This window comes from Phaeovulum sp. (assembly GCF_047638075.1).
Lineage (GTDB): Bacteria > Pseudomonadota > Alphaproteobacteria > Rhodobacterales > Rhodobacteraceae > UBA6197.
In genome coordinates this window covers 1-20,270 of record NZ_JBLJBV010000028.1, presented here as the reverse complement: position 1 = coordinate 20,270, position 20,270 = coordinate 1, and the positions used below count along the sequence as shown (strand labels likewise).

Sequence of the window (20,270 nt, the reverse complement as noted above, 5' to 3'; positions counted from 1 at the left end):
GACCCTGGGCCCGGCCGGCGGCACGGGGGGCACCAAAACGGGAAATCCTTGCGTTTCTGCCGGAATGTGTTCATGGAACAAGGCGCTGTGATGATGAAAGCGTTTGCAGGGCCCAGATAGCCCGGAAATGAAATCTGAACCCAGCGCCAGATGCGGGCGTGATGGAATGGTAGACATACCAGACTTAAAATCTGTTGGGCCTTGTGCCCGTGTGGGTTCGAGTCCCACCGCCCGCACCATCTCTTCATAGTCCTCTTGATCCGCTGCGTCACTTTTGCCTTTGCCGCCGGCACATCTGCCAGGGCGGCAATCGCATTTACTGGAACGGCCGCCCCGACCATGCGCAGAGGGTGCTTTCAGTATTTTCCGCAACCCCCGCGTTTTCCGCAACCCTCACGCGTTTTCCGCAACTTTAGCCCATGAAATGAGGCGCCGGGCCGCGCAAAAGAGCCGCCTGAACCGCGCCTCAGACCGCCAAAATGGGGGATGAAGGCGACGCCCGCGAAAAGATGGTCACCTTATTTTGATAGCGGGTTCAATTCCTATCTCTTCCGCATCAGCATAACCGTGGCACCGCGAATGACCCGAGAAGGCCTGCGGCGGGTGCGGCCACACGACCCTTGTGCCCTTGCGCATGACTCCCTAAACCCGCGTTGACGCGAAGAGGAATACATCATGGCACGCAGACCTCAGGCACCGCTGGAGGATCGCCCGACAACCAAACGCATCGGCGCGCTCAGGGCGCTGGCCCCGTTCATTGCCCCATATCGGTTTTATGCGGTAGCGGCCCTTTTGGCACTGATGCTGACCGCCTCGATCAGCCTGATCCTGCCGTTGGCGGTGCGCCGCGTGGTTGATGGGTTCAATCAGGGCGCAATGCTGCTGGACCAGTATTTTACGGCGGCAATGGTTATCGTGGTGCTTCTTGCGCTGGGTACGGGCGCGCGATACTATCTTGTGACGCGGCTGGGCGAACGGGTCGTGGCAGATATCCGCAAGGCGGTTTTCAACCGTGTCATGGGCATGAGCCCCGCGTTCTTTGAGCGTATCCTGACCGGCGAGATCATTTCGCGCATCACTACGGACACGACGCTGATCCTGTCGGTTATCGGCTCTTCCGTGTCGGTCGCGCTGCGCAACTTTTTAATTCTGATCGGCGGCATGGTGATGCTGCTTTTGACCTCGGCCAAGCTGACCGGGCTTGTGCTGTTGCTTGTGCCTGCGGTGGTAGTGCCGATCATCGTGCTGGGCCGCCGCCTGCGCCGGCTTAGCCGCGAAAATCAGGATTGGATCGCCAATTCCTCGGGCACCGCCTCTGAGGCACTTTCCTCGGCGCAAACGGTGCAGGCCTTCACCCATGAGGCACAAACCCGCGCACTGTTTGCCGATGTCACCGAAAAATCATTTGCAACGGCGCTGTCGCGTATTTCAACCCGCGCCGTGATGACGGTGATCGTTATTTTCCTGATCTTTTCGGGTGTTATCGGTGTTCTTTGGATCGGCGCGCGCGATGTGCGCACCGAGGTGATGACCGTGGGCGAACTGGTCCAGTTCGTAATCTACGCCGTCATGGTCGCTGGCTCGGTCGGGGCCCTGTCAGAGATCTGGGGTGAAATTCAGCGCGCCGCAGGTGCCACCGAACGTCTGGCAGAACTGCTGGCCGCCGAAGACACCGTCGCGGACCCGGCCCACCCTTACCCGCTGCCGCTGCCCGCGCGTGGGGCCATTGCATTTGAAAACGTCACCTTTCACTACCCGTCGCGGCCCCATACCTCTGCGATGGAGGGGGTCAGTCTGAATATCGAGCCGGGCGAAACCGTGGCACTTGTCGGTCCGTCGGGGGCGGGTAAAACCACCGTTATCCAGCTGATCCAAAGGTTCTGGGACCCTGAAAATGGCCGCGTCGCCATTGACGGCATTGATCTGCGCGATATGGCCCGCCACGATTTTCGCCGCGCCATCGCGCTGGTGCCACAAGACCCGGTGATCTTTGCCGCCTCGGCGCGTGAAAACATCCGCTTTGGCCGCCCCGAGGCGACCGACGCCGAGGTTGAGGCCGCCGCCCGCGCGGCCCACGCCTATGACTTCCTGATGGCGCTGCCCGAGGGGTTTGAAACCTATGTCGGTGAACGCGGGGTAATGCTGTCAGGCGGGCAAAAGCAGCGCATCGCCATTGCCCGCGCTATTTTGCGCGATGCCCCGATCCTGCTGCTTGATGAGGCGACCAGCGCGCTTGATGCCGAATCCGAACGCGAGGTTCAGTCGGCGGTGGAACGGCTGGCCGTCGGCCGTACCACGCTGATTGTCGCGCACCGTCTGGCAACGGTGAAAAAGGCTGACCGGATCGTGGTGTTCGAAGAGGGCCGGATCGTCGCCCAAGGCACGCATGATGCGCTGGTGACCGAAGGCGGGCTATACGCGCGTCTGGCGCGACTGCAATTTACTGACGGTGCCGAGGCATAGGCCAAAACCCGGCAAAGGGCGCCCCAAGCAGACCAGCCCCTTACGGCAAATATTGATGACTCACCGGGGCAACTGGTGAGCCATTTTTCTCATTGAAAAGTTTTCCTTACTTCGTCGAGAGATCCAGAGGGCTCCTCGATGATAAACTTTCTCGTTCTTGTTTGTCTGGCGCTTTTGGCCGCATCTGCATATTTCCTGCTGGCGGTGATCTGGGCGTCCGGTAGGCGGAAAGTAATGATTTTCCGCTCGTTTCTCTCATTCTCGGGGATGGTTTGCGTGTCGCTTTACGCCGGTTCGCTTCTCTCTCGACAGAGGCTGGAGATACTCCTCATGACAGGGAGGATGTTGAGAGGTAAGCATCCGCCGAAGGCCGTGGCGATGCCGTGTGATCAAAGACATTTGGGTGCGGCTTTTGGTTTGCGCGGCGTTGGGGCCGATTTATTGGCGAGGCGCTCGAAGTTGTCGAGGATGCAGCCGATTTCGGCCTCTTCAGGGTCGGACTTTTCCCATACCATTCCAGCATCCGGCCGTATTTTTCGTGCTTGGGGTCTGCCATGGCGTCGACGAAGTCGGCGTAACCGGGGAAGCCCCCAACATCTTCCGGGGGACAGCATCGGTAGCGATGGACATGCAAGAGTTGGCTTGCTTTGCACTTACGAGAAGGAGCCTTTGCTTGTTGCGGTCGGCCAGATTGCCCGGCGGAAAAGGCGAGGCATTACCCCGTAGGCCCCGAAATACCACTTTTATGGGCAACAAAAGCCCGCCCGCGCGCCTTGTGTCAGATTTAAGGGGAACGCGACATCTGCCAGCCCGACGGTGTTCCCCCCGTCGATGCCGGGATCAGATACCGTCGCCAACAAAGGCTTTTTCGACCACGTATTCCCTTGGGTCGCTATTAGCCCCCTCTCGCAGGTCGAAACCTTCGAGCACCTCTTTGACGTCGATGTTCAAGGCAAGCGAGCCACAGACCATGACACGATCGGTGGCGGGGCCGATTGGCGGGATACCAAGATCGGCGAACACTTTGCCGGACGAAAGGTTGTCAGTGATGCGGCCCCTGTAACGGCTCTCTTCCCGCGTGGTGGTAGGGTAGTATCTGAGCTTGTCGCCGACCAATTCACCGATCAGCGGATCGTCTTTCAGACTCTCGACCAGTTCGCGGCCATAGGCCAGTTCCGCCACCGTGCGGCAGGTGTGGAGCATGTAGATTTCGTCGTATTTCTCGTAAGTTTCAGGTTCGCGCATCAGACTGGCGAAGGGCGCAATACCGGTGCCGGTGGCCAGAAACCAAAGCCGCTTGCCGGGCAACAGCGCATCATGGACCAGCGTGCCCACCGGCTTTGGCCGCAAGATGATCTGATCGCCGGGCCGGATATGCTGAAGCTTTGAGGTCAAAGGCCCATCCGGCACCTTGATCGAATAGAACTCCAGTTCTTCATCCCAGGACGGCGAGGCGATTGAATAGGCGCGCAGCAACGGTTTGTCGTTGTCGCCCAAAAGCCCGATCATCACGAATTCACCCGAACGGAACCGCAAGGATTGAGGCCGCGTCACCCGGAAGGAAAACAGCCGGTCAGTCCAGTGTCTGACGGCGGTGACGGTCTGCGCATCGGGCAGGGTCCGAACGGGGGTTGCCGTGATGTCGTTGACATGGATTTGTTCGGTCATTGGATCCGTCCTTCCGAAAGCGCCGGGTTGGCGGGGATTGATGGGTCGCAGCCACCGGGTAGAGAACTGAGCAGCTGTAGTTTATCTGGCTTGTCCTTCCAGGTGTCCGCGTCGGGGGGCGCCATGATTTTGCTGGCAATGACCGGCCAAATCTCGGCGTAACGCCTGTTGAGGGCAATCCATTCGTCGTAATTGCCCGCATCATCCCCAAAGATGGCGTCGGCCGGGCATTCCGGCTGGCAGACGCCGCAATCTATGCATTCGTCAGGGTGAATGACCAGCATGTTCTCACCCTCGTAGAAGCAGTCTACCGGGCAGACCTCGACGCAGTCGGTGTATTTGCATTTGATGCAGTTCTCGGTAACGACGAAAGTCATGACCAATCCTTTCCCACAGCGCGTTGATTACTCGGCGGCCAATCTTTCGGCACGTTCGGATTTTGGCACCATCCTGATCGCGTCGAAGGGGCAGACGTTATAGCAAAGCTCGCAGCCGATACATGTGTCAGGCGTCGTCGTGACCTGGCCTTCACCGAAAAACAGCGAGTCGTAAAAGCACATGCGAATGCAGATGTCACACGACGGATACTTGCATTTTTCGCGGTCTATCTCGCAGTAGAGCGGCTCCATCGACATCATCTCGTCGGGTGTTTTAAGTGCCTGATCCGAAGCGATTCCGTAGATGTCGCCCAGATTGGAATAACCTTTCTCGTCCAGGAACCGCTCGACCCCGTCGATGACTTTCGGCAGCCATTCGATGCCCTTCAGCATCAGCACCGATCCGACCTGCATGACCTTGGCGCCGGACATGATGAACTCGATCGCGTCGCGCGCGTCGAAGATGCCGTTCGACCCCGAGATCTCGTAGCCATACTTGCTGTAGATCTCGTTGACCCAACGCTGGGTCATATACTTGACCCAAGGCCCACCGACGCCCGCCGGGCCGCCGATGTAGGGGGAGGCGTTGTCAATATCGACCGCGAAACCCACAAAGCGACTGTTGACCGCGACCGAGGACGCGCCCGCATCCATTGCTGCTTTTGCTATCTCGGTTATGCGGTTGGATTCAGGGGTGAGTTTGACCATTACCGGGATGTTTACGGCATCGACAATCTGGCGGGTGACTTCGGCGGTCACTTTCGGGTCTTGGGCAATCCAGATGCCTTCGGCGCCTTCGGCCATCCCTGCGGGGTGCTGGCACTGATAGTTGACCTCCAGCATCGGAATGCCACAATCTTCGACCATGCGGGCCAACCCTCGCCAACCCTCGATGGTGCCCGAGGAAATGTTGCCGATGATGTGCGCGCCGTTCGCCTCGGCATAGGCTTGTGTTTCTTTCAGGTAAGAAATCCAGTCCTGCGCGGGTTCGCTGATATAGCCCGAGCGGCTGTAGAACACGAAGGAGCGTGGAACCTTGCCCTTGATCAGCGTACCCTTGTCATTAAGGATCGCATATTTTGAATTCTTGGTCAGCCTGGCCATGCCCGGAATGTCACCAATCGTCTTGGTGATCACCGCAGCAGCGCCGTGGTCAATGCATTTCTTGATGTTTTCCACACTGTTGCTGGGTTCGGCCGAGGCAACAATGATCGGATTTTTTAATTTCAGGCCAGAGAATTCAACACTCAGATCCGCCATGACTTGCTCCTCCATGCTCGGCTAACGCATCCTGTTTTCCAGATGACAGGTTCTGGCTTGATTTGTTAAATGCAAAAGTCCAGCATATTGATTATCAAAAATCATTAATCCTGGAGCGTGAAGATGAAATCGGCAATCAACCTGCGGCACCTTCGGGCCTTTGTGGCGGTTGCCCGAGAGTCGAGCTTTACCCGTGCCGCCGAGCGGCTTTTGTTGTCGCAATCTGCGCTGACAGTCACCGTGCGCCAGCTTGAGGAATATCTTGGTGTTGCGCTGTTCAACCGCACGACGCGCCAAGTGGTGCTGACCGTCGACGGTGAAACCCTGCTGGCCGCTGCGGAACGGCTTATCACCGATTTCGACCGCGCCTTGGCTGATGTGTCCGCGTCGGCCAAGCAGCGTCAGGGGCGGGTTCCGATTGCGGTGCTGCCTTCGCTTGCGACACGGCTGATGCCCGCGCTGGTGCGGGGGTTCCACGAGGCCTATCCCGAAATCCGCATCACGCTGCGGGACGACAACGGGCGCGGCGTCCACCGGCAGGTGCTTGAACATGAGGTTGAATTTGGCATCAGCAACGTCTGGCGCAACTACCCCGAGTTGGAGTTCACGCCGCTTACCTCGGACCGGTTCGGTCTGGTCTGTCGCCGCGACGATCCGCTGGCAAGTGAGGAAGGCCCCTATAACTGGGCCAATATCGACCAGGGGCGACTGTTCGTCATGGCGGCTGACACCGGGTTCTATACGGCACTTCAGGACTCGCCGGAATTTGTCGAGCGCTGCCCGACCCCGGCAGGCGAGGTGCTGGCAATGGTAACCATGCTTGATATGGTGCGCGCCGGGCTGGGTATCACGCTGCTGCCAGAACTGGCGCGGCCGGCGGCGGTGGAATCAGAACTGGTCTTTCGGCGGCTGACGAATCCGGTGGTCCATCGCCATCTCTGCCTGATCCGCCGGCGAAACGAGGCGCTGTCACAGGGGGCGCGCAGGGCCTGGGATTACCTCCGCGCCCAGATCCCCCGCGAGATAGAGCTGAGCGCACCATTATGAATGCATCGACGTATTAATACATAAGACTAATTAATCCATCCGTTCTTTGCATTTGTCAGATTAATTAAGCGCACCCTATCATCACTGAGAAGCACAGTCTGCCATTGATGCGGCCTTTGTGCAGACAGCCTTGGGAGGGGAAAGACTATGACCGGCAAGATTGACGCACGCCTTAAGGAGCTGGGCATTATCCTGCCCGAGCCACCGGTTCCGGTGGCCAGCTACCAGCCCTATGTTGTAACCGGAAACCTCGCGGTAATCGCCGGTCAGGTGACCTTTCTTGACGGCAAGCTCAAATATGTCGGGCGGATTGGCGAAGCCGTGTCGGTCGAAGAGGCCGAAGCGGCGACACGGCTTTGCGCGCTGAATGTGCTGGCCCAGTTGCGCGCAGCCTGCGGCAATGATCTTGACCGGGTTCGCAAGGTTGTGCGGCTTAACGCCTTCTTCAACTGCACGCCGGATTTTCTGGACCATCCCCGCGTATTGAACGCCGCCTCGGACCTCATGGCCGAAATTTTTGGGGATGCGGGGCGTCACACGCGCGTCGGCGTCGGGGTCAATTCGCTGCCGCTGGGGGTTCCGGTCGAACTTGACGGAACTTTTGAAATCGCCTGAACGGCTCAACGGGAGGAAAGACCATGCTTAAACTTTGCGCCTATTATGAAGGTGACGTTGCCGAACCTGACCGCGAACGTTTTGACGACTATGTGAAAAATGTCCATATGCCGCTGGTGGCGCGTTATCCGGGGCTGCAATCGCTGCGCTATCACAAGGGCGTTGCCTGGAATGGTGCCGAGCCCGGATATTACCACGCCTTTGAGCTTGGCTTTGCCAGCCGTGCGGATTTCGACCGGGCGATGGGCTCGGATATCCGGCAAAGCGCGCGCGATGATGTCGGGAAGTTCCTGCCAATGTTTCGGGGCAACGTGCGTCATGTTCTTTACGAGACTGACGAAATCCCCGTGAAAGGGTAACGCCCAAACGCCGCAACGGCGCCCGCGATCAGGCGGATCAAACAAATGCGATGGCAGCGTGGCTCGTGCTGTCTGACTGTGGCCGGGGTCAGTCGACCGTCGGGACACGGAGGGAAAGTCGCACCCGGAAATAATAACAATCAATAAAAACGACCAACAGGAGGACAAGATGAAATATAAGCTTACCCTCGCCACCATCGCCGTAGCCGCCTTTGGCATGGCGCCAACCAACCCCGCGTGGGCTGCAGATTGTGGCATGGCGGGAACCGTCACCATTGCCGAGATGACCTGGCTGTCGTCCAGTTCTCTTGCCCATATCGCACAGCGGATCATGGCTGACGGCTATGGCTGCGATGCCCAACTTGTGCCCGGTGATACGGTGCCCACCGCCACCTCGATGCTGACCCGCGGTCAGCCGGACGTGGCCCCGGAGCTTTGGGTTTCAACGGCGCAAACGATCTGGGACCAGATGCTGGAAAAGGGCAATGTCTACAAAGCCAGCGACATTTTTGGCTCGGGCGGTACCGAGGGTTGGTGGATCCCCGACTACCTGGCCGCAGCACACCCCGAAATCAAGTCCGTCGAGGATCTGAAAGCCAATTGGGAGGTCTTTGCCGAACCGGCGAACCCCGGTCAGGGCCGGCTTTACGGTTGCCCGCCGGGTTGGGGCTGCGAGATTATCACCAACAATCTGTTCAAGGCGCTGAGCCTTAATGAGACGTTCGAGCTGTTCTCACCGGGATCGGGCGAGAACCTGAAGGCCTCTTTTGCCCGCGCTTCCACTCGCAAACAGCCAATCGTCGGTTACTACTTTGGTCCCTCTGACGTGATCGGCAAATACAACCTCGTCCGGCTGGAGATGCCCGAGAGTGACCCTGAGAAATTCAACTGCCTGACCGATGCCAACTGCGCCGATCCGCAACTGACCGGCTGGGCCGTGGGCGAGGTGGCCGTGGCTGTCGTGTCATCGCTGAAGGAAAGGGCACCAGATGTCGCGGAGTTTCTGTCGCATATGCAGGTGCCCAACGCCGAGTTGAGCGCGCTGCTGGCTCATGCAGACGATAACCGCCTGACCCCGGAAGATACGGCAACGTATTTCCTGAAGAACTATGACGCAATCTGGTCGGCCTGGGTGCCCGCCGATGCGGCCGAGCGCATCCGCGCCCGACTCTGAGCGCCGTGGCCGGGCAGTACCGCCCGGCCTCCTCTCAATTCGGAGATCAATCAATGGAACAGGGCTTTCCCGAACTTCTTGATATGCGGGCCTTCTCGATCGCGCTGGATGATGCCTTCACGCAGGTTGTCGTCGCCTACGGTGAAACGCTTGAGTGGCTATTCCTGCCGGTGCTGCGAATGCTTTTGTGGATGGAGCGTGCCTTGCAATGGCTGCCGTGGTGGGCGGTGCTTTTGGGGTTGACGGGCCTTGCCTGGATCGCCTCGCGACGGTTGGGTGTGACGCTGGCTGTCGCGGCGCTGACCTTCGGGATCGGGTTGATCGGGGTATGGGAGCAGGCGATGGCGACGATCGCGCTGATGCTGGTGGCGACCTTGCTGGCGGTGCTGATCGGGCTGCCTGTCGGGATTGCGATGTCACGGTCGAACCGGATGCAGGCGACTGCCCTGCCCATTCTGGACATCATGCAGACAATGCCGATTTTCGTCTATCTGATCCCTTTCGTCATGCTTTTTGGCCCGGGAAAGATACCGGCGCTGCTGGCAACCATCGTCTTTGCCATTCCGCCGGTGATCCGGTTGACCAATCTTGGTATCCGTCAGGTCGACCCGGAAATCATCGAGGCGACGCGCGCTTTTGGCGCCTCGCCCCGCCAGGTGCTGTTTTCGGCACAGATCCCGCTGGCGCTTCCGGCCATTCTTGCCGGTATCAACCAGACCACGATGATGGCCCTGTCGATGGTCGTTATTGCCTCGATGATCGGCGCGGGTGGGCTTGGCTATCAGGTCTTGCAAGGTATCCAGCGGCTGGAAATCAGCAAGGGCCTGCTTGCCGGTCTGGGCATCGTATTCCTGGCAATCATCTTTGACCGCATCGCGCAATCCTATGGGCGGCGGATGCAAAAGTCACTGAAGCTGGAGGGCTGAGCCATGGCAGGAAGATTGAAAATCCGGGTCGAGAATGTCTCCAAGATTTTCGGCGGCAATCCGACCGCGGCATTGGCCAAGGTCCGGGCCGGGATGGGCAAGGCAGAGTTGCTTGAAACCTCGAACCACGTTCTGGGCCTGCACGAGATCAATCTTGATATTCGTGAAGGCGAGACCTTCGTGATCATGGGGTTGTCCGGATCTGGCAAGTCGACACTGATCCGGCATTTCAACCGCCTGATCGAGCCGACTGCCGGGCGTATTTTGGTGGACGGCGAAGACGTGCTGGCGTTGAACCCGGCGGCCTTGCGCCGGTTTTGCCGTAGAAAAGTGTCGATGGTGTTTCAGCGTTTTGCCCTTTTGCCGCACAAGACGGTGCTGGAAAACGTGATCTACGGCCTGATCATGGATGGCGTGCCAAAGCCAGCGGCTCGCGATCGGGGGATGCAGCAGATCGAGCTGGTTGGCCTCGCGGGTTTTGAAAACCACCATCCGGGTCAGCTTTCCGGCGGGATGCAGCAACGGGTCGGACTGGCCCGCGCATTGGCGACGGATGCCGAGATACTTTTGATGGACGAGGCTTTCAGCGCGCTGGACCCGCTGATCCGGCATGACATGCAGATGCAGCTACGCGATATACAGGCGCGGCTGCACAAGACCATCGTCTTCATAACCCACGATCTTGATGAGGCGTTGCTGCTGGGCAACCATATCGCGATCCTCAAGGACGGGATGGTGCGGCAGGTGGGAACCGGTGCAAGCATCCTGATGGCCCCGGCCGATGATTACGTCGCTCGTTTCGTGCGCGATGTGAACCGGGCACGGATCGTCACCTGTGGCGCGCTGGCGGAACCGGGGCAGGTCTTTGCCAACCCGCAGGCCGCCTCTGGCGCCTCGGGCTGGGTCATTATTTCGGATGGCTGTGGCGGGCACGGTTTGATGCGGGCTGGCACCGGGGCAAGGAACGGCGAAGCGAAACTGGAAGACGCCATAACCATCGAAGCTTCGGCCAATGTCGAAGAGGCCTTTGGTGCATTGGCCCGCCGGGATCGCCCGCTTGTCGTCATGACCGATGGGCGCGTTTCGGGCCTTCTGGGCTGGCAAACGGTACTCAAGGCACTTGAACGGAATGACGGCACTATCGGCGGCCCACGGTGCTGAGCCTCTGTTTCAGGCCATGGCCTTGCCGAATATGCCACATCCGCCGGCCAAGGATGGCGATCACGCGATCGGTTCGCAGGTAGCAGGAGGGTCTGCGGGGAATGGAAATGGCCAGATATTTTATCGACCCGCTGCCAGTCCGGACGGATTGCGCACGGGAACACGCCTCACGACTGCGCGCCCGCGTCTCAAAGCCCGTCAGTGTTTCTGGCGGGTCGGCATGGGATCGTGAACAAAGCTGCGGGTTCGTTCAACGGCTAATGGCAAAAGCACAACCCCTTAAGCCGATAGGCGCATTGACCGCAAAACAGCCCGATTTGCCGTCAGTCGTCCTGCAAGATCGGCAGAGCGTCCCAGAATGCCTTTGCGACCGGGCTGAGCCGCCGTCCCTCAGGTTGAATTTTTCGGATATCGCGGAACGCCGCCGGGTCGGTTGGCTGAATGAACCGCAACCCATCGGGTTTGGCCTGCAAGCTGCTTTCGGGAAGGATCGTTGCCCCCAGTCCGGCATGCACAAAGGCCAAAAGGGCGGTCGTGTTTCGCGCCTCCAGGGTGCTGCGCACGATCAGGGCCTGAACGCGTTCGTTATCGACCAACTGACACAGCGGGTTGGTGATCAGGGGCTCATGCGTCAACAATTCCCATTGCGTCTGATGGTCGCTGCCTGCAAGCCGCCGGGCGATCGGACCATCGGCACGGCAGACGATGCCAAGCGCGTCGCGCAAGATCACCGTACCGCCGGAATCGTCCGTGGGCGACGCAGACAGGATGCCGATATCCGCCTCGTCGAAGCGCACGCGGCGGCGCACGGCGGCACTGTCGACATCGCTGATTTCAAGGCGCACATCCGGGCGCGCCTGCCGAAATGCGGCGACGACGGACGGCAAAAGGGTGACGGTTGCCGATGGCACGGCCGCAATGCGCACCGATCCGGCGCGCGACATCGCGTGGCGGCGGATGGCGTTGGTGCTGCGCTCAAACGCCTCGGTCGCACGGCTGCTTTCCTCAAGAACCAGAACGCCAAGCGCGGTCAGGCGGTTCTTGCGATCCGTTTCAAACAGCGCGCCGCCGACGTGTTCCTCGAACTGAGCCAGCATCATCGACACCGCCGACGGCGTTCGCCCCAAGATATCTGCCGCCCGGGAAAGCGAGCCCTGCTCGGCCGTGACCTGAAACACCCGCAACATTTCCAGTTTCATTTTATTACAGCTCTTCTGAAGTTTTGTTAAGAAATTCCAGATTGCCTGAAATAACCAGCAGGGTCTATAGATTTTCCAAACAGAAAGGGCCGCCATGACCTCCAATACCCATCTTTTCATCGACGGACGCTGGCAGGAAGGCGTCACCACGATCGAAAACCGCAACCCGTCAGATCTTGACGACCTGATCGGCAATTATGCGCAAGCCGGGGCAGACCAGCTTGATCAGGCGCTTGCCGCCGCGCGCCGCGCCCAGCCTGCCTGGTGGGCTGCGGGTATCCAGAAGCGTCACGATGTGCTGATGGCCATTGGAACCGAAATGATGGCGCGCGCCGAGGAGATCGGGCAGATCATCGCCCGCGAAGAGGGCAAGCCCGCCGCAGAAGGCAAGGGCGAGGTTTACCGCGCTGGCCAGTTCTTCACCTATTACGCCGCCGAGGCGCTGCGCAACCACGGCGACCTGGCGGAAAGTGTCCGCCCGGGGGTCGAGATCGACGTGCGCCGGGAACCCGTGGGTGTGGTGGCAATCATCAGCCCGTGGAACTTTCCGGTGGCGACGCCGGCTTGGAAGATCGCGCCTGCGCTGGCCTTTGGCAACGCGGTGGTGTGGAAGCCTGCGAATCTGACGCCCGCCAGTGCCGTGGCGCTGAGCGAAATCATCGCGCGGCAGGACATTCCGGCGGGTGTTTTCAACATGATCCTTGGTTCAGGGCGTGAGGTCGGCCAGCGGCTGGTGGAAAACCGCAGCGTCGATGCGATCAGCTTTACCGGGTCGGTTCCGGTTGGTCGTGGCATCGCCGCTGCCGCCGTCGCCAATATGACCAAGGTGCAAATGGAAATGGGTTCCAAGAACCCGATGCTGATCATGGATGATGCCGATCTGGATCTGGCGGTTGCCCATGCGGCAGGCGCGGCCTTCGGCGGCACCGGGCAGAAATGCACCGCCGCAAGCCGGTTGATCGTGCATGAAGCTGTGCACGATGCTTTCGTTGAGCGCCTGGTAAAGGCGGCACAGGCCTTCAAGGTGGGTCACGCACTGGAAGAGGGCACCCAGATCGGCCCGGTTGTCAGCGAAGGGCAACTTGTGCAGAACCTGGACTATATAGCCAAGGGCCGTGCCGAGGGCGCCGAGCTGCTTTGCGGCGGCGACCGGCTGGAACGGCCAACCACTGGCCTGTTCATGGCACCTGCGGTATTTGCCCGTACCCGCAACGACATGGCGATCAACCGTGAAGAGATGTTCGCGCCGATCACCTGTGTTATCAAGACCGGCAGCTATGCCGAGGCGCTAAGCATCGCCAATGACAGCGAGTTTGGCCTGACGGCCGGTATCATGACGCGCAGCTTGTCGCGCGCCAGCCATTTCCGCGCCAACATGCGTGCGGGGTGTGTGATGGTGAACCTGCCCACCGCTGGCACCGACTACCATGTGCCGTTCGGCGGGCGGGGGGCCTCCAGCTTTGGGCCGCGTGAACAGGGCAGCTATGCCGCCGAGTTCTACACCACCGTCAAAACTGCCTATGTCGCCGCAGGAGAGCCGCAATGAGCCTGCTGATCGACGGTCTGCAATATGCCAACTGGTCGGAAAAAATCTTCCGCCAGATGCGCAAAGGTGGCGTCGATGCCGTTCACGTCACGATCACCTATCACGAGACCTTCCGCGAAACGGTGCTGAACATCGAGCGCTGGAACCGTTGGTTCGAGTTGCACCCGGACCTGATTTTTCAGGGTCGCAACGCAGCCGACGTTGCACTGGCGCGCGAGACGGGGCGGACGGCAATCTTTTTCGGCTCGCAGAACCCATCCTGCATTGAGGATGATATCGGCCTTGTGGAAGTGCTGCACACCTTGGGCCTGCGCTTCATGCAGCTAACCTACAACAACCAGTCGCTCTTGGCCTCTGGCTGCTACGAGGCCGAAGATACCGGCCTTACGCGGATGGGCCGCGCCATTGTGGCCGAGATGAACCGCGTGGGTCTTGTCGTGGACATGAGCCATTCGGGCGAACGCTCTACCATGGATGCGATCGAACATTCGGCGCGTCCCATCACGATCACCCATGCCAACCCGTCAAGCTGGCATCCGGCACTGCGCAACAAATCCGATTGGCTTTTGCGGGCGCTTGGGGAAAGCGGCGGGATGCTGGGGCTATCGGCCTATCCGCACCACCTGAAGGATGGCAGCGCCTGCACCTTGCAGTCCTGGTGCGACATGGTCGCGCGCGCCGTCGATCTGGTGGGTCCGACGGGCGTTGGTATTGGCACGGATCTTTGTCAGGATCAGCCCGACAGCATCGTGGAATGGATGCGTGTCGGGCGTTGGACCAAGACCATCGACTATGGCGAAGGCAGCGCCGATGCACCGGGGTTTCCTGCAATGCCCGCGTGGTTTCACGACAACCGCGATTTCGGGCGCATCCGCGACGGGCTGCTTGCCAGCGGCATGGACGCCACCACCATAGGCGGGGTCATGGGTGGCAACTGGCACGCATTTTTCGACAAGAGCTTTGGGCCGCAAGTAGCGACTTCGGTCAGGGAAAGACGTGCTGCGGAATAGGGCGCAGTCATCACAGTACGTTCGGGGAGGAACGGAAATGGCAGACATTACCATAACAGAAGGTCGCACTTGGCTTGGCCGGGTGGATATACCGCTATTCGCGGTGACGGGCGGGTTCATCCTGCTGTTTTGCGCTTACGCCTTTCTCGACATTGATGGCCTGTCGGCCCTTGTCGACGCTGCGTTTGCCTTCTCGGCGCGGTATTTTGGCCTTTACTGGCAGATACTGCTTTTGGCTACCTTCCTGATTGGGTTGGTGCTGTGTGTCTTGCCCGGCGGCAAGGCCGTTTTGGGCGGGCTGGAGGTCCCCGAGTTCAAACTGTTCAACTGGGGCTCGATGATCATGTGCACGCTTTTGGCCGGTGGCGGCGTGTTTTGGGCTGCGGGCGAGCCGATCGCGCATTTCCTGTCTGCGCCGCCGATTTTTGGCGATCTGGGCACTGATCCGCAGGTGCGTGCAAACGCGGCCCTGGCGCAAAGCTTTTTGCATTGGGGCTTTCTGGCTTGGGCAATTCTGGGGTCGCTGACCACCGTTATGCTGATGCATTACCACTATGACAAAGGGCTGCCGCTGGCACCGCGCACACTGCTTTATCCGGTTTTCGGTGAGCGTGCGATACATGGGCCGATTGGCCTGATTGCCGATGCGTCCTGCGTCATCGCCGTGGTGGCGGGAACCGTGGGCCCGATCGGCTTTCTGGGTCTGCAAATGTCCTATGGGTTGAACGCATTGACCGGCATTCCCGATAGTTTTGCCACGCAGGCGGTGGTCATTCTGGCGCTGGTTGCCCTTTATACGATCTCGGCCATTTCGGGCCTGTCGAAAGGCATTCAGCTTTTGTCCACGCTTAACGTGATCCTTGCACTTGGACTTCTGGGCTTTCTTCTGGTGTTCGGGCCGACGGCGGCAATCCTGTCGGGCTTTGTGGGTGGCATGGGCGTCTATTTTGAGAACTTCTTTCAGATGGCGCTTTATCGTGGCGAAGCCGGCGTGTTCGGTGATCCCGGCTGGTTGGGTTGGTGGACCGTGTTCTTCTGGGGCTGGTTCATGGGGTATGGCCCGCTGATGGCCATCTTCATCGCCCGTGTCAGCCGCGGTCGGTCGATCCGCCAAATCATTCTGACCCTGTCGATCGCCGCCCCGCTGATCACCAACTTCTGGTTCACCATCATCGGCGGTTCAGGCATCTCGTTCGAGATGACCACACCCGGTATCATCTCTGGCCCGTTCGAGGGCTTCAACCTGCCTGCCGGGTTGCTGGCCATCACGCAGGCGATGCCCTCGGGTCTGGTCCTGTCGATCCTGTTTCTGGTTCTGACGATGATGTTCGTGGCAACCACGAGCGATTCAATGAGCTATGTCATCTCGGCCTCGATGTCCGACGGCGAGCCGTCCACCCCGCTGCGTGCCTTCTGGGGTCTGACAATGGGGGTGATGGCGCTCATCCTGATCTCAACGGGGGCGGGCGGCATCGGCAAGCTGCAAAGCTTTATCGTGGTGACGGCGGTGCCGGTCTCTCTGGTGCTGCTGCCCTCGCTTTGGGACGCGCTGCGCATCACCCTGATGCTGGGTCGCAAGTGATCTGATCCGTCGCAGGGGCGGCTTTGGCTGCCCCCGCCTTACTATCCTGGAAGGATTGAACCCGATGAACCGCGCGCCTTCGACCCAAATGCCCCAACCCGCAGCGTTCCGCCGCCCGCCGTCGCAGGTTATGCGTCTTGACCGGATGGGCTCGGCCCATCCCACGCGGCTGTCGTTCCTGCGCCAGATGCTGCGTCGGATGCAGGCCGATGGCTGGTGCTTTGATCGCCCCCTATGGGAAATCGACGCAAGGGGCGTGGGGCGCGCGGTCTATCGTGCGATTGGCCCGGTGCGCACCTACAGCCTGGTGGCTTTTGCCCATGATCTGCCTGAAAGCATGCGGTCCGACCGGGTTATCGCCACCGCTTGGGATGCGACATTTACACTATTCGACGGCGACCCGAGCCCCGCCGATCTGGACCGTCTACAAGCGAACGTGCCGCTGCAAGAGGCGGGCCGCATCTCACCCAAAGAGTTGTCCCTTAGCCGCGCCAACCGTTCGGTCCGGCTTTTTGCGCATGTGATTGAACGGTTGTCGCAGGGTCTGCAACCCGATCGCGCCGAGGTGGAGGCCGTCGGCTATCTGATGCGCACCACTGCCGTCTACGGCACCGGCAAGTTCGGCGCCGCCGACCGCGCCCAGATTTCCGAGCGCGAGGAGTTGTGCGCGCCATTTCAGGCCGAGATGCTGTCAGTCTGGCTGACGCGGGCCTTTTGTGCCGACCTTGTAGATCATATGGCTGCCGCAAAAGGCGGGGCGCAAGCGGTCCGGCTGGCACCTGCGATCAAGCGGTCGTTGGGTGTCGGAAATTCCACCGGCCTCGGTATGGCCCCCTTTCTCGTGCGCCATCCGACGCTCTTGAACAATTGGGCCATGGCCCGCGAAGAGGCCCTGGCCCGCGTTCGCGCGCAGCAAGATGCAAGCCCTGAGCGCGTCCAGGCGCTGCAGGGCGCCCTTCAAGCCTTTCAGCAAAACGCCGATCTGTGGCGGTCCGAGCATCCAATACAAGTTGCCAAGCTGGCAGATCTGCGGGCTGACCTGACACAGATAGATATCCGGCTTGCCCAATGGCCTGGCCCCGGGGGGCACCCTTGGGATGCGCTCTGGCGCTGGGGGGAGGGCGCCCTCAGCCTTGAGGGGCAAGAGGCGCTATTGTCACTGATGCTGGAACCGCACGGCGATCTGATTGATGATCTGGGCGCGTGCATGTCTGCCGACGAAACAGCCAACCAGCGGATCGACGGGGCCATGTCCATCGCAACCCTGCGCGGTCTTTTGCGCGACCACTATGGCTGGGCATTGGAGATTGATTTTGCACAACCGAAGAATTCGGCTCAGTTCTGGTATGTCTCGGAAGAAAAGCTCGAACCCCGGATAGGTGACCGTATGCTGGAAGAGGGCGCCGCCCTTGAACAGCCGCTATGCACCGCGCGGCTGGCAAGCGAGTTGCATTCAGCCTTGGCCGAACAGGACGATACCCTGACGGTTGCCGCCTTTCTGATGCGCTTTCCCGAACACCGGTTTATCTTGCGCCGGGTGCAGATTACGGCCCGTCATCCCTTTGCCGAAGTGTGCGACAATCTGATCGGTGAACAGATGCTGCCTATCGACCTGATGCGCTGCAAGTTGGCATTCTTTGGCGCGAGCAGGTTTGACCCGCGATCCGATAAATGGGTGCGGATCAGCCTGTTCCAGGACATGCCTTACCCGGAAGATCTGAGCCAGGAGGACTACTTGTGAGCCGCGAAGAACCCTGTGATCCAACCGTGTCTGCGACGGTCTATCCGGCCAACCCCGCGCCGCTGACCCAGTTGTCGCGTAATGAGATCGAGACGCTTTGCCTAAAGGCAGCGCGCGGCGCGGGCATGCCTTGGGGGGTGGCCGAAGAGGCAGGCTTTGCGGCAGGCTGGTTGGCGGCAAACGGCATTGATGGTGCGACCGCGCTGCTGACCCATCTTGTCGCTTTCACGGACGGTCGCTTCCCAGTGCCCTCCCTCGAAATCCGCGACCGTTTTTGGCATTCAACGCAAGGTGCCGCCCTTTGCCCGATTGCCCTGGGGTCCGCGCTGGACGATCACGCCGCCCTCGAGTCCGGTCCGGCCCACGCGCCGATCACCACGGCGGCGGTCAGCCAACCCGTGCTTATCGTGCCGTTTCTGGCCCGGGCGGCCCAAGTTACTGGTTCGGATCTGGCGCTGATGTGGGACGGTGGAGCGGCGGTAATATCGGCAGATGGAGCCCTCGACAACCAAACGATGCGCAAACTTTCGGGCGTGGCATCCGCGGATCTGACCCTTGAGCCCCGGCACGAAAGCAAGCTTCTTGCATCCTCTGCGCCACCGGCAATACCCGCTTTGTCGGCCTCGACGCTCCGCGGGCTGAATGCCCTTGCGCTGCGCACGACCGTGCCGGCGTCCGATGCCTCGCGCCGCGGCGCCGGGGCGACCACCAGCGACAATGATTGATCAGGACATAGCATGACCCTCACACGTCTGAACCCCGGCCCGCGCATGAGTGAAGCCGTTATCCTTGGCGATATTATCTATCTGGCGGGGCAGGTTCCCAATGACCTTTCTGCCGACATCTCTGTTCAGACCCGGCAGGTTCTGGACAATATAGATGCAGTTCTTGCCAAGGTCGGCGCAACCAAGGCCGACATAGCATCGGTTCAGGTCTGGCTGGCAGACATGGGCGATTTTGCCGGAATGAACGCGGTCTGGGATGAATGGGTCGACCGTAAAGACCCGCCCGCACGCGCGACAGGCGGCGTTGCCCTGGCCCGGCCGGGTATGCGCGTCGAGATGATCGTCATCGCGCGAAACCCTGAAATAGCGCGATAGGCGCGGGCTTTGAGGTGTCGGGCCAAACGCCGAACGCCTCGAATTTCTTGCCGACGGATTGGACTTATCCTCACCGTTTCGGAATGTCGCAGAGCACCGTCGGCGGTGCTTTGTGGCTATCTGAAAACAGTGCAGATCGGCTCAAAATGTGTGTCAGCCTTGAAGGCGGGCGGGATGATCATCTTGTTGGTGGAGGAGGTGATCGCGATGTGATCACATTCAATGAAGGGTTTGCCGATGACGGCGTCGTTGGCGGTGAAGGGGGGCGACGGCACTACCGAGTTCAGTCAACAGACCACAACTGTTACGGTTAACTCTATCGGGGATAGGGCTGGAGAAATCAGCACGCATCTTGGGAGTTTGCGGCGAAAGTTGTGAACCGCCGCAAAAGGCACGCTCACGGCTCAACCACAAAGGATCGGCCCGATAAAGGAGACGCGCGGCGTCTTGGTCGCTGAAAATATAGGTGATGGCCTGCTGCGGCTTACTGGAATTGGGCTGACAGATGGTTTGGAGCCCGGTAAAGCGCTTTACATTCGTATCCCCCCGAAGCTACGTCGAAGGGCGTTGCAACGGAAATCCCGAAGAAAACGGGTTATGGCAACGTAAGCTTGCGCATCCGAACGATGAACCTTTGGGATATTGCCATCAAAAGGTTTGAACTGATGCGGTGGATGCCCCCCCCAACGGATTTTTTTATGCCCTGATGGTTCTATATAAATCACTTTTGGAGGGCAGATTGATGACGACGATGGTCAGCATGCTGGCGATCGACTTGGCAAAAGGCAGCTTGCAAGTATGCGCGATCGGGCCAGAGGGGATGGTTCTTTAGAATTGCGCTTTCACGGGCGAGGTTTGCCGCGATTTTAGCCGAGCAGCCTGCCTGCATTGTAGCAATGGATGCGTGCGCAACATCGCATCACTGGGGTCGTGTGGCGCAACGCCATGGCTACGAAGTGCGGCTCCCCGCCTTCACCGATGGTGACAGCCTCGAGTATCCGTCTTGATCAAGCCGTTTTTTTCACCCAATTTCGGTCAGCTT

19 protein-coding genes and 1 tRNA gene are annotated in these 20,270 nt (G+C 59.9%); 15 read left to right on the top strand and 5 right to left on the bottom strand.

The genetic code is table 11. The annotated features are described in order from the left end of the window. Positions 1-152: 152 nt before the first annotated feature. Both ACM62R_RS04050 and ACM62R_RS04045 read left to right on the top strand, forming a co-directional pair. Positions 153-239, top strand: a tRNA-Leu gene (locus ACM62R_RS04050). A 436-nt stretch (positions 240-675) separates the two neighbouring features. Further along, positions 676-2,463, top strand: a complete 1,788-nt coding sequence (locus tag ACM62R_RS04045; RefSeq protein WP_415182778.1) for an ABC transporter transmembrane domain-containing protein — start codon at positions 676-678, stop codon at positions 2,461-2,463. 328 nt (positions 2,464-2,791) lie between these two features. On the opposite strand, the gene ACM62R_RS04040 is transcribed toward ACM62R_RS04045, so the two are convergent. The 4 genes from ACM62R_RS04040 to ACM62R_RS04025 all read right to left on the bottom strand — a co-directional run bounded on the left by ACM62R_RS04040 (position 2,792) and on the right by ACM62R_RS04025 (position 5,768). Then, the gene (locus tag ACM62R_RS04040; RefSeq protein WP_415182777.1) at positions 2,792-3,097 is read right to left on the bottom strand and encodes an IS1096 element passenger TnpR family protein; all 306 of its coding nucleotides are present in this window, start codon (positions 3,095-3,097) and stop codon (positions 2,792-2,794) included. A gap of 206 nt (positions 3,098-3,303) precedes the next feature. Then, a complete protein-coding gene (locus ACM62R_RS04035) occupies positions 3,304-4,131 on the bottom strand; it encodes a ferredoxin--NADP reductase (protein ID WP_415182776.1) in 828 nt (275 codons plus the stop codon). Further along, entirely contained in the window at positions 4,128-4,508 is a 381-nt protein-coding gene (gene fdxA, locus ACM62R_RS04030) for a ferredoxin FdxA (RefSeq protein ID WP_415182775.1), read from the bottom strand. The genes ACM62R_RS04035 and fdxA overlap by 4 nt, the downstream gene beginning before the upstream one ends. 27 nt (positions 4,509-4,535) lie before the next feature. Then, on the bottom strand, positions 4,536-5,768 hold the full coding sequence (locus tag ACM62R_RS04025) for a 4Fe-4S binding protein (protein ID WP_415182774.1): 1,233 nt from the start codon (positions 5,766-5,768) through the stop codon (positions 4,536-4,538). A gap of 123 nt (positions 5,769-5,891) precedes the next feature. Between ACM62R_RS04025 and ACM62R_RS04020 the strand changes: the two genes are divergently transcribed. The 6 genes from ACM62R_RS04020 to ACM62R_RS03995 all read left to right on the top strand — a co-directional run bounded on the left by ACM62R_RS04020 (position 5,892) and on the right by ACM62R_RS03995 (position 11,050). Further along, positions 5,892-6,815, top strand: a complete 924-nt coding sequence (locus ACM62R_RS04020) for a LysR family transcriptional regulator (protein ID WP_415182773.1) — start codon at positions 5,892-5,894, stop codon at positions 6,813-6,815. 147 nt (positions 6,816-6,962) lie between these two features. Beyond that, complete coding sequence (locus ACM62R_RS04015) at positions 6,963-7,430, top strand: RidA family protein (RefSeq protein ID WP_415182772.1); 468 nt, start codon at positions 6,963-6,965, stop codon at positions 7,428-7,430. A gap of 23 nt (positions 7,431-7,453) precedes the next feature. Next, complete coding sequence (locus tag ACM62R_RS04010; RefSeq protein ID WP_415182771.1) at positions 7,454-7,789, top strand: EthD family reductase; 336 nt, start codon at positions 7,454-7,456, stop codon at positions 7,787-7,789. 169 nt (positions 7,790-7,958) lie between these two features. Next, positions 7,959-8,963 carry a glycine betaine ABC transporter substrate-binding protein gene (locus tag ACM62R_RS04005; RefSeq protein WP_415182770.1) on the top strand — a complete coding sequence of 335 codons (1,005 nt, stop codon included), beginning with the start codon at positions 7,959-7,961 and terminating at the stop codon, positions 8,961-8,963. Positions 8,964-9,016: 53 nt separating this feature from the next. After that, complete coding sequence (locus ACM62R_RS04000) at positions 9,017-9,889, top strand: ABC transporter permease (protein WP_415182769.1); 873 nt, start codon at positions 9,017-9,019, stop codon at positions 9,887-9,889. A gap of 3 nt (positions 9,890-9,892) precedes the next feature. Next, positions 9,893-11,050, top strand: coding sequence for a quaternary amine ABC transporter ATP-binding protein (locus ACM62R_RS03995; RefSeq protein ID WP_415182768.1), 1,158 nt, complete (start codon positions 9,893-9,895; stop codon positions 11,048-11,050). 323 nt (positions 11,051-11,373) lie between these two features. Here the strand turns inward: ACM62R_RS03995 and ACM62R_RS03990 are convergent, their stop codons facing one another. Then, positions 11,374-12,249 (bottom strand): LysR family transcriptional regulator, encoded by an 876-nt coding sequence (locus tag ACM62R_RS03990; protein WP_415182767.1) that lies wholly within the window; start codon positions 12,247-12,249, stop codon positions 11,374-11,376. A gap of 94 nt (positions 12,250-12,343) precedes the next feature. Here ACM62R_RS03990 and ACM62R_RS03985 point away from each other — a divergent pair, with 94 nt between their 5' ends. From ACM62R_RS03985 to ACM62R_RS03955, 7 genes are all read left to right on the top strand, one after another. After that, complete coding sequence (locus ACM62R_RS03985; protein ID WP_415182766.1) at positions 12,344-13,795, top strand: aldehyde dehydrogenase family protein; 1,452 nt, start codon at positions 12,344-12,346, stop codon at positions 13,793-13,795. Next, positions 13,792-14,805, top strand: a complete 1,014-nt coding sequence (locus ACM62R_RS03980) for a membrane dipeptidase (RefSeq protein WP_415182765.1) — start codon at positions 13,792-13,794, stop codon at positions 14,803-14,805. Before ACM62R_RS03985 ends, ACM62R_RS03980 begins: the two co-directional genes overlap by 4 nt. A gap of 37 nt (positions 14,806-14,842) precedes the next feature. After that, a complete protein-coding gene (locus tag ACM62R_RS03975) occupies positions 14,843-16,387 on the top strand; it encodes a BCCT family transporter (RefSeq protein ID WP_415182764.1) in 1,545 nt (514 codons plus the stop codon). Between the two features lie 64 nt (positions 16,388-16,451). Beyond that, positions 16,452-18,128 carry a hypothetical protein gene (locus ACM62R_RS03970; RefSeq protein ID WP_415182763.1) on the top strand — a complete coding sequence of 559 codons (1,677 nt, stop codon included), beginning with the start codon at positions 16,452-16,454 and terminating at the stop codon, positions 18,126-18,128. Continuing rightward, complete coding sequence (locus ACM62R_RS03965; RefSeq protein ID WP_415182762.1) at positions 18,125-18,853, top strand: DUF3726 domain-containing protein; 729 nt, start codon at positions 18,125-18,127, stop codon at positions 18,851-18,853. Before ACM62R_RS03970 ends, ACM62R_RS03965 begins: the two co-directional genes overlap by 4 nt. A 12-nt stretch (positions 18,854-18,865) precedes the next feature. Continuing rightward, a complete protein-coding gene (locus ACM62R_RS03960; protein ID WP_415182761.1) occupies positions 18,866-19,228 on the top strand; it encodes a RidA family protein in 363 nt (120 codons plus the stop codon). Positions 19,229-19,311: 83 nt separating this feature from the next. After that, the gene (locus ACM62R_RS03955; protein ID WP_415182760.1) at positions 19,312-19,542 is read left to right on the top strand and encodes a hypothetical protein; all 231 of its coding nucleotides are present in this window, start codon (positions 19,312-19,314) and stop codon (positions 19,540-19,542) included. Positions 19,543-20,270 lie beyond the last annotated feature (728 nt).